The organism is Bradyrhizobium sp., from assembly GCF_049519115.1.
Lineage (GTDB): Bacteria > Pseudomonadota > Alphaproteobacteria > Rhizobiales > Xanthobacteraceae > Bradyrhizobium.
Map to the genome: position 1 here is coordinate 19,045 of NZ_JBEKRB010000041.1, position 13,830 is coordinate 32,874.

Consider the following 13,830-nt stretch of genomic DNA (forward strand, 5'->3'; position numbering starts at 1 on the left):
ATTTACTCCGGCTTACGGGTCGCAGCATTGGGAGTCCGCAATGTCCACCGCATCAGCAGCAACCAAGGTCACCGCGCCGAAGCCCGTACCGTTACCGGACGGCGACTTCTATCAGCTAGTCGAGCTTCTCACGTCCGACGAAAAGGCGGTCGTCAAGAAGGTGCGGACCTACATGGAGACCAGAGTCCAGCCGATCATTAACAAATACTGGTCCGATGACGCATTTCCGTTTGAGCTGCTGCCTTCCTTCAAGGAGCTCGGCATCGGCGGGCTCGGTTATGAGGGCTATGGCTGCGCGGGTGGTACGCAGAAGCTGTTCGGCTTCGTCGCAATGGAGTTGGCGCGTACCGACGCGTCGTTCTGTACGTTCTTCGGCGTACACAGCGGCCTGGCGATGGGCTCGATCTATCTCGATGGCTCCGAGGAGCAGAAACAGAAATGGCTGCCGCAAATGGCGCGTTTCGAGAAGATCGGTTGTTTCGGCCTGACTGAGCCGCTGGTCGGCTCGGGAACGAGCGGCGGTCTGACCACGACCGCCAAGCGTGAAGGCGATACCTGGATTCTCAACGGCCAGAAGCGCTGGATCGGTAACGCGACGTGGTGTGACCTGTCCATCATCTGGGCGCGCGATCTCGGGGACAACCAGGTCAAGGGCTTCATCGTCGAGAACAAGTCGACGTCTGGATTCAGCGTCGAGAAGATCGAGCACAAGATCGCGCTCAAGGTGGTCCAGAACGGCCAGATCACGATGAAGGACGTGCGGGTGTCCGAAGCTAACCGCCTGCAGGGCGGCAATTCGTTCCGCGACACCGCGCGCGTCTTGCGGATGACGCGATACATGGTGGGTTGGGCGTCGACCGGCATCCAGATGGGCGCATTCGAAGCAACCGTCAAATATGCCCAGGAACGGCTGCAATTCGGCAAACCGATCGCTTCGTTCCAGATGATTCAGGATCTGCTTGCCAAGATGCTCGGCAATCTGACCGCGTGCCAGTGCCTGATGCTGCGTCTGGCGCAGCTCGATGACGAAGGCAAGCTTGGCGACCATCAGGCGGCGCTGGCGAAGGCGTTCTGCACGGCGAAATCGCGCGAGACGGTCTCATGGGGACGCGAGATCCTGGGCGGCAACGGCATCGTCGCCGACTACAACGTCGCGCGGTTCTTCGCCGATGCCGAGGCGCTGTACTCCTACGAGGGCACCTATCAGATGCAGAATCTGATCGTGGGCAAGGCCATCACCGGTCACGGCGCCTTCTTGTGACATCTACCGGCGCTCAGGCGCCGGCTCCGGTCCTTCTCCAGGAGACATGATCATGGTTTCGCAAGCTGCACCGTTCACACTTTCGCCGGCGCCGGTCCCCGACTCCTCATCCAGGGTGCCATTGTCGCTCGCGAACGTCCAATACGAGACAAAGGGGCCGATCGCCTACGTGACGGTCAATCGGCCCAAGGTGCTCAACGCACTCAACACGCCGACCTGGACCGATCTGAAGGCCGCGTTCGAGCAGGCGAAGGCCGACGCGTCCGTGCGCGGCGTGATCCTGACCGGCGCGGGCGATAAGGCCTTCATCGCCGGCGCGGATATCAGTGAACTTGCGCGTGTCGATGCCTACGGCGCGGAGGAATCCAGTCGGTTCGGACAGAAGGTGCTGGACCACATCGAAAATCTCGGCAAGCCGGTGATCGCGGCGGTCAACGGCTTTGCGCTCGGCGGCGGCTGCGAGACGGCCATGGCTTGCACCATGAGGATCGCCGCGGAGCACGCCAGATTTGGGCAACCCGAAGTCAAGCTGGGTCTGTTGCCGGGTGGCGGCGGAACACAACGTTTACCGCGTCTGGTGGGAAAGGGTCGTGCGTTACAGCTGATTCTCACGGGTGAAACGATCTCCGCGCAGGAGGCCTATCGCATCGGTCTCGTCAACGAGGTCGTTCCGGCGGCCAACCTGATTGAGCGTGCCGAGACGATCCTGAACCAGATCGCGGCCAACGCGCCGATCGCCGTCAAGTTCTCGCTGGAGGCCGCCAACAGGGGGCTGGACTCCAGCCAAAGCGAAGGCCTCGTCATGGAGGCCTCCTATTTCGGCATTTGCGCCGCCACCGAAGATAAGAGGGAAGGCACCTCCGCTTTCCTCGAGAAGCGTGCGCCGCAGTTCCGCGGCCGGTGAGCCGCCGCCACGCACAGCAATTTGGAAAGGACAGTCATGGCAAGCGATAATATTTTCTCCGGATTGAAAGTGGTCGATCTGGCGAGCTTCATCGCCGGCCCCAGTGCCGCGGTGATCATGTCGGACTTCGGAGCTGACGTCATCAAGGTCGAGCCGCCGAGCGGCGAACTGTGGCGGCACGCGCACAATCTTCCGCCGCAGCCGGTCGCGGAGGATCCTTATCCCTGGCACCTCGCCAATCGCAACAAGCGGGGTATCGCGCTTGATCTGAAGTCGCCGGGCGCCCATCAGGTTCTCGAAAAGCTCGTCAAATGGGCCGATGTTCTGATCGTCAACACGCCGCATCCGGCGCGTGCGCGACTGAAGCTCGAATATGAAGATGTGGTGCAGTGGAATCCGCGGTTGATCTACGCCGACATCACGGGTTTCGGCGAAAAGGGACCCGATGCGGATTTACCCGGCTTCGACATCACCTCGTATTGGGCACGCAGCGGGTTGCTGTCGATGACACGTGACGCCGGTGCGCCGCCGACCTGGCCGGTGGCCGGCAGCGGTGACAATGCCACCGCTGTCGGGCTCTATTCGGCGATCGTCACGGCGCTCTATCGCCGCGAGCGCACGGGGGAGGGGGCCCATGTCACGACCTCGCTTCTCGCCGAAGGCGTGTGGTCTGCCAGCGTTTCGATCCAGGCGGCGCTGTGCGAGGCGAAATTCTTCGGGCTGCACGATCGCAAGCACCCTGCGAACGCGGCCATGAACGTCTATCGCACCAAGGACGACACTTGGTTCGTTCTTCTCATCACGCCCGACAAGGTTGCAGCCGTCGCCAAGGCGATCGGCCGTACCGATCTGTTGACCGATCCACGATTCTCCGATCCTGCCAAACTGACGGCCAATATGGCTGAGCTCTCGACGATCCTCGACGAGATCTTCTCGGCCGAATCGATGGACCATTGGTACAAGATATTCAACGGAGTTCACGTGACGTTCGGAGCTGTGCGTGGACCAGAAGAGGTTATCAACGATCCTCAGCTCCGGGCGAACGACATCATCGTTCCGCTCGCTGGTGCCGGCGGCAAACTGACGTCCACCATCTCCAGCCCGCTTCAGGTCTATGGCGTCGCGAAGGTGCCCGCGAAGCGGGCGCCGAATATCGGAGAACACAACGAAGAGGTTCTCCGCCAGCTTGGGTTTAGCGCGACCGAAATCGATGGTTTGCGTGCGAGCGGGACTATCCCGAAGATAAAGGAGCACGCCGCGTAGCGGCCGGGACGGCAAAGTCACTTCAGACTGCGGCTTTGGCCGGGCGGCAAGCGTGGAGATAATTCAGGAAAATCTGCTTTGAGAAGGCGGCGCGACACGCTGTGTCGCCGAATGCTTTTCTGCGGGACTTCAGGCGATGGTTCGAAGTTCGTTCGCCGCTCGGCGGGTGACTGTCGCGAAATCGAATCTGGAGCAAACCAGGGCGTCAAATGAGCACTGAGCGTGTGGAACGTCGATTGGCGGCGGTAGTGGCCGCCGATGTCGCGGGCTATTCGCGCCTGATGGGATCCGATGAAGTTGGAACGCTTGCCGCCCTGAAAAACGTTTTGCGCGACCTGGTGGATCCAGCCATCGCCGCCCATAACGGTCGGATCGTTAAGACAACTGGAGACGGAATATTGGTCGAATTCGCCAGCGCAGTCGATGCGGTTACCTGCGCAATGGTTGTGCAAGGTCTGATGGCGGATCGCAAGGATGGGGCGCAGCAAATCTCATTTCGTATCGGAATCAACGTCGGCGATATCATAGTCGAAAATGGTGATATCTTCGGCGACGGCGTCAATATCGCAGCGCGGGTCGAAAATGAATGCGAGCCGGGAGGTGTATGGATATCCGACGACGCTTATCGCCAGGTGCGCGGTAAAACAACCTTTGCGTTTGACGATCGTGGTGAGCGCTCGCTGAAAAATATCGATCGGCCTGTGAGGATCTATTCCGTAAGTGCCGCCATGATTTCGACAGCCGCTGGCGTCCGGACGTCAATTGAACCAAAGAAACTCCTTTCGCTTCCCGACAGGCCCTCCGTCGCCGTGCTGCCGTTTTCCAACATGAGCGGTGATCCGGAACAGGAATATTTTGCCGACGGCATGGTCGAAGACATCATCACTGCGCTGTCGTGCTTCAAGTCACTATTTGTAATCGCGCGCAATTCGAGCTTCACTTACAAAGGCAGGGCGGTTGACATCAAGCAAGTCGGCCGCGAACTAGGTGTTCGTTATGTGCTCGAGGGGAGTGTGCGCAAGGCCGGCGGTCGGATGCGCATCACGGGCCAGCTCATCGACGCGACCACAGGTGCGCATCTCTGGGCCGATAAAATCGATGGCGCCTTGGCAGATGTGTTCGATCTGCAGGACGAAGTGACAACCAGAGTAGTGGGTGCGATTGAGCCCTCCATTACGCGGGCCGAAATCAGCCGCGCGCAAGTGAAATCGACTTCCAACCTCGACGCCTATGATCTTTGCCTCAGAGCACTCGCGGCTCATTATTCGCATACACGCGCCGATATCGACAAGGCGCTCTCATTGTTGGACGATGCGGCTCGACTTGACGCCTCCTACGCGTGGGTCAAGGCATTCGCTGCCTACATCCATTGTTTAAGGATAGGTCAGGGCTGGGATGCTCCAGGGGACCGGGAAGAAGCGACGCGTCTTGCTCGCGAGGCCCTCGTATCCGGCAGTGACGAGCCCAAGACAATCGCGTTTGCCGCGCATGCCATTGCCTGGCTCGCCGGAGAACACGACATTGCGTTGGCTGCGATAGGAAAGGCGCGACATTCCAACCCCAATTCGTTCGACGTTCTGATACGAAGTGGCTGGGTGTACGCATGGACGGCCGACTTCGACCTTGCCGTCGAGCATTTCAAGCGTTCCGTACGATTGAACCCGATCGATCCTCTTCTGGGATATGCGTATTGCGGACTGGCGTTTGTCCATAATCACAAGGAAGAGTACGAGCAGGCCGTCGAGTATGCCCGGCTTACGACCAACAATATGCCAAATTGGATATTCGGTTGGATTCATTTGACGGTTTCTTCGGCTTATATCGGTCATATCGAGGAGGCGAGGGCGGCGGCCGGTCATATACGGGTACTGTCGCCGTCATTCTCTTTGAAACAGTACCGCGGCATTTCGTCGTCTAAACATGATTGGATGTTGGAGAAGGCCGCCCACGGATTACGTCTGGCCGGAATTCCCGAATGAGCGTTCCCAGACACAATCGGCTTGTTCGGCGGGGCTGATGAAGGTCGCGACGCCGTCGTTCTGCACCAAGGAATGTTTACCGGGGCTCCATTGACCGAGGCGGCTCGGTGATCAATCGCGAGCTGCGTTGCCCGCTCAGATATGACCAGAACCATTGAGTCTGAACTCGGAACCGGTTTTGAAGCTGCGGCAGTGCCATGACGTGCAGAATCGCCCAGACGAGCCAGGTTAAGAAGCCGCTCATGCGGATGGAGCCAGCCTCGATGATGGCAAAGTTTTTGCCCACAACGGCCATATTGCCTCTGCTGCGGTATCGGAACGGACGGGCGTCTTCGCGACCACGAATGCGATTTGCGATCAAACGGCCTACAAAGCGTCCCTGCTGGATCGCTGCTTGCGCAACGCCCGGCACAGGCCGTCCTTCCTGCGTTGTGGCGCTGGCATCCCCCACGACGAAGGCATTGGCTGCATCCGGAATATCCATGAAGGGGCCAACAAGCGCTCGTCCCGCCCGGTCCATTTTCGTGCCAAGCATCTTTACGACGGGCGAAGCGGCGACGCCCGCCGTCCACAGCACGGTGGCGCTCGGAATTCGTTCTCCGCCTGCAATGACGCCCTGGTCGTCGACCCTCTCGACCTTCACGCCGGTCAAGACTTCAATCCCCAACTTGGTCAGCCGTTTGGTCGCCTTTCGCGATAATGATTCCGCAAAGGTCGGAAGAATGCGAGTTCCTCCGTCCAGCAGCACGATCCGGCTTTTGGCGGGATCGATTCTGTGGAAGTTCTTGCGAAGGGTGACCGAAGTCAGATGGGCGATTGAAGCGGCGAGCTCGACACCGCTCGGACCGGCGCCGACCAAAATGAAGGTCAGCTGGCGGGCACGCTCCTGCTCGTTGTCGGTTGATTCCGCCAGTTCGAATGCACTCAGGATCTTGGTCCGAATCGCTTCGGCGTCGGTAAGACTTTTGAGGCCGGGCGCAAAGGACGCATACTCATCATGACCGAAATAGCTCGGGATCATTCCGGCGGCGACAACGAGGAAATCATATTCGAATGTCTGACAACGCAGTCCAGGACAAATCAGCTCGACAGCGCGTTTCCCCGTATCGATAGCGTTGACCTCAGCCAGCAGCACTCGGAGGTTCTTCTGTTTCGCCTCCAGTTGACGGATTGGCGCCGCTATCTCGGCCGGCGACAAGACAGCGGTGGCGACCTGGTACAGAAGCGGCTGAAAAATATGGTGATTGCGCCGATCGATGAGCGTGATTTCGACGTCGCTTCGCCTTAGCGCCTGCGCCACGGCAATGCCGGCAAAGCCGCCGCCGACGATCAACACGCGCTTTTTGTCTGGTATCTGGATCATCGTCGCTGGCAGCTTTCTTTCTGTGAGCGCTTCGGTGATTGCGGCCCGGCAGTCTCAAGAACCGGCCGATCATATCGGTTACAGCGAGGCCTTAGGCCGATTCTTGAACAGCGCTGCCGTCCGTTGAACGATCGCACCTTCAAGTGAGGAAGTGCATCGAGTGCACGACAGCGGCGGCGTCGCCCCCGAAAGGTATCCTCGCTGCCAGGTTTTTCGTCAAAGCCGACGAACCCTTCCGAAAAGAGCAAGATTGGTCCTAATTCAGCGGCGGCGTTTAATAGAGGGAAAAAATCGAGACGCATCCTGAGGCGAAGGGCTGTGCGAACTGAATACGGCAGCCGGGTCTGTCCAGAACGCGGAGCAGCGGGATGAACGTCAAATCCATTGCTGGCGGGCTTGGTGGAGGACGAGCACGGCTGGCATTACGTCCTCGATCCGTTCGCTTGCCGGCCTCTCATTGGGGCTTGTCGGACTTTGTCGCCCTGACAAAGCCACGTGTGATGATGCTTGCGATCTCTACCGCGCTCGTCGGACTTGGCCTCGCTCCGAGCCGTCCAAATTCGCTCGCCCTCCGAGCTTCCGTAATCTCTGATAGTGTGCATTCGTCTACGCGGCGCCTGTCTTTCTGCGATGTCTCTTTTGGGCGCAGGCGAACTTGCGACCAACCGTCTAGCAGTCGTCAAGCTTGCACCGTTTCGCATTTATTTGCGTGTTGGCGGGTCCGCGCCCTGCGATGCAAACGAGGCCGTCTCCAGCTGACTGGCGTTTGCATTCGCGTCCGCTCCGAAACACCCAAGCGGTCCAGGCGGCGGAAGCAGAAACAGCCTTCTGATGGACTGATGGGGATTGCCATAAGCTACCTCCTTATACTATACAATCGTAAAAATTAAAAGATGTTTGTCCAGGGCGTGTGAGGAGACGACCTAGATGCTGCACGATTTCAACGACCTTCATTTCTTTGCTGCAGTGGTGGCCCACAGTGGGTTTTCGGCCGCGGCGCGGGCGCTCGGCATTCCCAAATCGCGCGTTAGCCGGCGTGTCGCCCTGCTTGAAAAGCGACTCGGCGTTCGGCTGCTTGATCGCACGACGCGGGGTTTGGGGCTGACGCAGGTCGGGCGGCAGGTCTTTGAGCGTGCCCGCGCTGCCGTCGTTGAAGCAGAGGCCGCGGAGGAAATCGCATTGCGGATGCAAACTGAGCCTCGCGGACTGGTTCGGTTGAGTTGCCCGCTGGGATTGGTGACTTCGATCGCTGAGCATTTGCCAGGCTTCCTTGCCGCACATCCCCAATTGCGGGTTCAATGCATCGCAACCAATCGCCGGGTCGATCTTATTCACGAGAGAATAGATGTTGCTATCCGTGTTCGGGAACGCCTTGATACTGATGCGGATTTGCAAATGAAACGCATTGGTTTCAGCCAGCGCGTTCTCGTTGCCAGTCCGAAGCTCTTGGCGACGATTGGCAGCCCAAGAGTGCCGGCGGATCTGGCTAATTTCCCTCTCCTGCAACAGGAAGAGCAAAACGACAGCACTTGGCAGCTAACGACAGAAACCGGTGAAACGAGCAGCGTGTCGATTGAACCTCGTCTTGCCAGCGGGAGTTTTGAAATCTTGATGGCAGCCGCGCGTCAAGGTACGGGGATCGCTCTCCTTCCAGTTCGATATTGCCAGGACGCGCTCGCAAGCGGTGCACTCGTCCGTGTGCTGCCCGAGTGGAGTGCCGCCGATGGAATTCTCCATCTCATCTTCGCACCGCGACCGGGCATGTTGCCGGGCGTTCGCGCGGTCATCGATTTCGCGGCCGCGGCCTTAAGGGCGTCAGCGGTGCCGCAGTGCGTAGTGCCGGATGATCGTTCACGGGATAGATCGATGCGTCTTCAATCTGCCAGCTAATCAGGCCGATGGAATGATGACATAACGAACCTCACGGCGTCGGCTGTCCGGCACTGATCGATTGTGAACAAAGGATCAACCATTATGGATGCTACCCGTTATCTTCCCATCCTGGGCCGTCTGATGATCGGCCTTCCGTTCGCCGTGAGCGGCTTCGCTAAACTTGTCACTTACGGAAAAACCACGGAGGCGATTGCCGCAGTTGGTTTACCGCTGCCGCCGCTCGCCTATGTAGTGGCCGTTGCGATTGAATTGGGAGGCGGCCTCCTGCTGGTCGTGGGTTATCAAGCGCGCGTTATGGCGCTCGCGCTCGCCGTGTTCTCCATTGTCGCAGCGATATCGTTTCACCATAATTTCGCCGACCAGAATCAGATGATCCATTTTCTCAAGAATGTGATGATCGCGGGCGGCTTACTTCAGATCGCGGCGTTCGGTGGCGGAGCGTTGAGTCTCGATCGCTGGCTTCGCGGGGATCGGGGACTTTTGGCGGACCCCGCTCGCTGACAGAGTTGTTGCCTAGGTATTTGGTAAAATGAACGTTCAATCGCGCCTCGATGTTTCTTCATCCGACTTTGCTCGCAATGCGGAAGCGATGCGAACGCTGGTCGCCGAACTCCGAAGCAAGCTCACCCAGGTGGCCGGTGGCGGCGGTGAAACTTCACGGAAGCGTCACACGGCTCGGGGCAAGATGCTGGCGCGCGACCGCGTTGATCTGCTGATTGATCCCGGTACTGCCTTTCTCGAGCTATCGCCGCTCGCGGCCAATGATCTCTACGGCGGTGACGTGCATTCGGCGAGCATCGTCACGGGCGTCGGGCGGATTTCGGGACGGGAATGTGTTGTCGTCGCCAACGATGCCACCATCAAAGGCGGCACCTACTACCCGATGACCGTGAAGAAGCATCTGCGGGCGCAGGATGTCGCCCGGCAGAACAATCTTCCCTGCGTCTATATGGTCGATTCCGGCGGCGCGTTTCTGCCCCAGCAGGACGAGATCTTTCCCGATGAGCGGCATTTCGGCCGCATCTTCTATAATCAGGCGCAGATGTCGTCGCTCGGCATTCCCCAGATCGCGATCGTGATGGGTTCGTGCACGGCCGGTGGCGCCTATGTTCCGGCGATGTCGGACGAGAGCATCATCGTGCGCAACCAAGGCACGATTTTCCTGGGCGGCCCGCCGCTCGTAAAGGCCGCCACCGGAGAGGTGGTCACAGCGGAAGAACTCGGCGGCGCGGACGTGCACTCGCGCCAATCGGGTGTGACCGATCACTACGCGCAAAACGATTCACATGCGATCGGGATTGCGCGGCGGATCGTGGCCACGTTGAAGCCGCCTGTCAGAGCACAACTCAACATGCGTGAGGCCCGCGAGCCGCTATTTGCGGCGGAGGAAATTTACGGCGTCGTCTCCGCCGATGGTCGCAAGCCATTCGATGTGCGAGATATCATTGCCAGGCTGGTCGATGGTTCGGAATTCGACGAGTTCAAGAAGCTCTATGGCCAGACGCTGGTCTGCGGCTTTGCGCATATCTGGGGTTATCCGGTCGGCATCATCGCCAACAACGGCATCCTGTTCAGTGAGAGTTCGCTGAAGGGCGCGCACTTCATCGAACTGTGTTGCCAGCGAAACATTCCGCTGGTGTTCCTGCAGAACATCACAGGATTCATGGTCGGCAAGAAATACGAGGCTGGCGGCATCGCGCGCGACGGCGCCAAGCTGGTGACGGCGGTTGCCACCGCCAGCGTTCCGAAATTTACCATTGTCATTGGCGGCTCCTATGGCGCGGGCAATTACGGCATGTGCGGTCGCGCCTATAGTCCGCGCTTCCTCTGGATGTGGCCCAATGCGCGCATCTCGGTGATGGGCGGGGAGCAGGCGTCCATGGTGTTGAGCCAGGTCCGGCGCGACAATATCGAAGCCAAGGGCGAGAGCTGGTCGGCGGAAGAAGAAGCGAAATTCCAGGCGCCGATCCGCGCGCAGTATGAGAAGCAGGGCAGTCCCTACTACGCGACCGCGCGGCTCTGGGACGACGGCGTGATCGATCCCGCCGATACGAGGCTCGTGCTGGGGCTCGGTCTTTCGGCCGCTACCAACGCGCCCATCGAGCCGACAAAGTTCGGCCTGTTCAGGATGTGACGATGGATCGGTCGAAGCTCTACCGGCGATTTCATACGCTTCTGATCGCCAATCGCGGCGAGATCGCAGTGCGCGTGATCCGCACGGCACGCGCGATGGGCCTGCGCACTGTCGCCGTCTATTCGGAAGCCGACCGTGATGCGCTCCATATTGCGGTGGCGGACGAAGCGGTGCTGCTGGGGCCGTCGCGGGCGCGCGACAGCTATCTCAACATCGAACGGGTGATCGAGGCGGCCCGCCGAAGCGGAGCGGAAGCCATCCATCCCGGCTACGGCTTCCTGTCGGAGAACGCTGAGTTCGCGGACGCCTGCGCGAAAGCCGGCATTGTCTTTGTCGGCCCGACGGGCGCGATGATGAGGGCGATGGGCTCCAAGTCTGGCTCGAAGCTTCTGATGGAAAAGGCAGGCGTGCCGCTGGTGCCCGGCTATCACGGCGAGGCGCAGGACGATGCGACGCTCGCCAAGGCGTCGGCGAAAATCGGCTTCCCGGTTCTGGTAAAGGCGTCCGCCGGCGGTGGCGGGCGCGGCATGCGCATCGTGCGCAAGGCCGATGAGCTCCTGGCTTCGATCGAAAGCGCCAAGCGGGAGGCCAAGGCGGCCTTCGGCGACGACCGCGTCCTGATCGAAAAACTGGTCCAGAACCCGCGCCATATCGAGGTGCAGGTGATTGGCGACAGCCACGGCCATCTGCTGTCGCTGTTCGAGCGTGAATGTACGCTACAACGCCGGCACCAGAAGGTGATCGAGGAAGCGCCGTCGCCGACCTTGAATGCCGCCCAACGCGATGCGGTCTGCGCGGCAGCGCGCAAGGCGGCTGGCGCTGTCGGTTATGTCGGTGCCGGTACGATCGAGTTCGTCTCTGACGGCAAGGACGTGTTCTTCATCGAAATGAACACCCGGCTGCAAGTCGAACATCCCGTCACCGAACTGATTACGGGCGTGGACCTGGTCGAATGGCAGTTGCTGATCGCCGCGGGTGAAAAGCTGCCGATGACGCAGGACCAGATCACGCTTCGGGGCCACGCCATCGAAGCCCGGGTTTATGCGGAAAATCCAGGCAAGAATTTCATGCCGTCGGTCGGCAAGATACGGAGCTGGAACGTTCCCGAACAGGCGGCCGGCTTGCGGATCGACGCCGGCTATCGCGCAGGCGATACGGTCTCGCCGCATTATGACGCGATGCTGGCGAAGGTGATCGCCTGGGCGCCGACACGCGATAATGCGATCGACCGGCTGACACATGCGCTTTCGGAATCCGACGTGCGCGGCGTAGTGACCAATATCCCTTTCCTGGCGGCGTTGGTCGGCCATCCGGCGGTGCGCGCCAACGCGATCGATACCGGCTTTATCGAACGTGAACTCGATCATCTCACCGCCGCCCCGAAACCGCCGGGCGCTCTCGAATTTGCGGCCGCCGTTGCCGCTATTCTTCAAAGCGAAGCCGAGGCGGACACCGACGTTGCAAAATCTCCCTGGGGAACAGCGGGCTGGATGCCGGTTGGCCGGCGTCAGCGGGTGTTTACGTTCCGGCAAGGTCAGGGAAGCGAGCAAAGGATCGGTTTGCACTACGGCAAGGGGCCCGCGACGCTCGTGCTGGGCGGTCGCGAGATCGGCTTTGCTGCGGTGCCCGGCGTTGCCCAGGGGATCGATCTCACGCTCGATGGGATCAAATCCCATGTGGTGGCGATCATGGAAGGCCACGAACTCTATGTTCGAACGCGCAACGGCCGGTTTGACCTGCATTGGGTCGACCCGTTTGGCGGCGACGACGAGGAGCAGGTCGGCGAGGACCGGATCGTCGCGCCGTTGCCGGGAACGGTTGTGGCACTGCTGGCGGAAGTCGGCACCAAGCTGGAGAAGGGCGCACCGATCCTGACGTTGGAAGTCATGAAGATGGAGCAGACGCTGCGCGCGCCGTTTGCCGGCGTCCTGAAGGCGATCAAATGCAAGGTCGGCGATATCGTCGGCGAGGGCGTCGAACTCGCCGAGATCGAACCGGCGGACGGGTGAGCGGCCATGAGCGATCGAGTGCGCATTGTCGAAGTCGGCCCGCGCGACGGGCTTCAGAACGAGAAGACGCCGGTCAGCGTGGAAGAGCGGGGCACGTTCATTGAGGCGCTGCTTGCGGCGGGACTTCACACAGTCGAGATCGGCGCCTTCGTCTCGCCGAAGGCGATTCCGCAGATGGTCGGCTCGGACGAGGTGCTGCGCCGCTTCAGTTCGCGCACCGATGGCGAATTCCATGTGCTGGTGCCCAACGAGAAGGGCTATGAGGCGGCACGCCTCGCCGGCGCCAAGGTCATCGCGGTGTTCGCTTCGGCCTCGGAGGGCTTTTCGCGCGCCAATATCACCTGTTCGGTTGCCGAATCGATCGAGCGCTTCAAGCCCGTCGTTGCACGCGCGAAGTCCGATGGCATCAAGGTGCGCGGCTATATTTCCTGCGTTCTTGGCTGTCCCTATGACGGGGAGATCAAGCCGCAGGCGGTGATCGACGTCGCAAAAGTGCTCTGGGATCTCGGCTGCTATGAGGTCTCGCTCGGCGACACCATTGGCGTCGGGACGCCGAAGAAGGCGCGTGAACTGCTGCGCGCCGTGGCCGGCCACGTGCCGATGGCAAATCTCGCGATGCACTTTCACGACACCTACGGCCAGGCGCTTGCCAATCTCTATACCGGGATGGAGGAGGGCGCGCGCGTGATCGATTCAGCTGCCGGCGGTCTCGGCGGCTGTCCCTATGCGCCGGGCGCCACCGGCAACGTCGCGACCGAGGACGTCGTCTACATGCTGGAAGGCATGGGCATCACGACCGGCGTCGATATGGCCAAGCTCGTCGACGCCACCAACGAGATCAGCAAGCTGATCGGGCGGCTGCCGGCGAGCCGGGTTGCGGCTGCGCTGAATGCGAAGAAGAAGAAAGCAATTTGAGTGGTTCGCTCAGTGCGACGATTGCGGCCGGTTCAAGTGCTATCGAATGGCGGACGATATCTTCACGCGTTCTGACAGTGAAACACATTGTCCTAATTTCATGCTCTAG

Annotated in this window: 10 protein-coding genes; 9 read left to right on the forward strand and 1 reads right to left on the reverse strand. The window is 60.3% G+C overall.

Features of this window, described 5'->3' with window-relative positions; genetic code table 11:
- The first annotated feature begins 40 nt into the window (after positions 1-40).
- From ABSE61_RS26020 to ABSE61_RS26035, 4 genes are all read left to right on the forward strand, one after another.
- A complete protein-coding gene (locus ABSE61_RS26020; protein ID WP_423874017.1) occupies positions 41-1,261 on the forward strand; it encodes an acyl-CoA dehydrogenase family protein in 1,221 nt (406 codons plus the stop codon).
- Positions 1,262-1,313: 52 nt separating this feature from the next.
- Positions 1,314-2,165, forward strand: coding sequence for an enoyl-CoA hydratase-related protein (locus ABSE61_RS26025; RefSeq protein ID WP_423874018.1), 852 nt, complete (start codon positions 1,314-1,316; stop codon positions 2,163-2,165).
- A gap of 36 nt (positions 2,166-2,201) precedes the next feature.
- Entirely contained in the window at positions 2,202-3,428 is a 1,227-nt protein-coding gene (locus ABSE61_RS26030) for a CaiB/BaiF CoA transferase family protein (RefSeq protein WP_423874019.1), read from the forward strand.
- 209 nt (positions 3,429-3,637) lie between these two features.
- Complete coding sequence (locus ABSE61_RS26035) at positions 3,638-5,407, forward strand: adenylate/guanylate cyclase domain-containing protein (protein WP_423874020.1); 1,770 nt, start codon at positions 3,638-3,640, stop codon at positions 5,405-5,407.
- 76 nt (positions 5,408-5,483) lie between these two features.
- Here ABSE61_RS26035 and ABSE61_RS26040 read toward each other — a convergent pair whose 3' ends face one another.
- Positions 5,484-6,743 carry an NAD(P)/FAD-dependent oxidoreductase gene (locus tag ABSE61_RS26040; RefSeq protein ID WP_423874099.1) on the reverse strand — a complete coding sequence of 420 codons (1,260 nt, stop codon included), beginning with the start codon at positions 6,741-6,743 and terminating at the stop codon, positions 5,484-5,486.
- Positions 6,744-7,697: 954 nt separating this feature from the next.
- Between ABSE61_RS26040 and ABSE61_RS26045 the strand changes: the two genes are divergently transcribed.
- From ABSE61_RS26045 to ABSE61_RS26065, 5 genes are all read left to right on the forward strand, one after another.
- Positions 7,698-8,660: a LysR family transcriptional regulator gene (locus tag ABSE61_RS26045; RefSeq protein ID WP_423874021.1), complete on the forward strand. Its 963-nt coding sequence runs from the start codon at positions 7,698-7,700 to the stop codon at positions 8,658-8,660.
- An 84-nt stretch (positions 8,661-8,744) separates the two neighbouring features.
- Positions 8,745-9,164, forward strand: coding sequence for a DoxX family protein (locus ABSE61_RS26050; protein ID WP_423874022.1), 420 nt, complete (start codon positions 8,745-8,747; stop codon positions 9,162-9,164).
- A 28-nt stretch (positions 9,165-9,192) separates the two neighbouring features.
- Positions 9,193-10,797 (forward strand): carboxyl transferase domain-containing protein, encoded by a 1,605-nt coding sequence (locus ABSE61_RS26055; protein ID WP_423874023.1) that lies wholly within the window; start codon positions 9,193-9,195, stop codon positions 10,795-10,797.
- A 2-nt stretch (positions 10,798-10,799) separates the two neighbouring features.
- Positions 10,800-12,806 (forward strand): acetyl/propionyl/methylcrotonyl-CoA carboxylase subunit alpha, encoded by a 2,007-nt coding sequence (locus ABSE61_RS26060; RefSeq protein WP_423874024.1) that lies wholly within the window; start codon positions 10,800-10,802, stop codon positions 12,804-12,806.
- Positions 12,807-12,812: 6 nt separating this feature from the next.
- The gene (locus ABSE61_RS26065) at positions 12,813-13,721 is read left to right on the forward strand and encodes a hydroxymethylglutaryl-CoA lyase (protein WP_423874025.1); all 909 of its coding nucleotides are present in this window, start codon (positions 12,813-12,815) and stop codon (positions 13,719-13,721) included.
- Positions 13,722-13,830 lie beyond the last annotated feature (109 nt).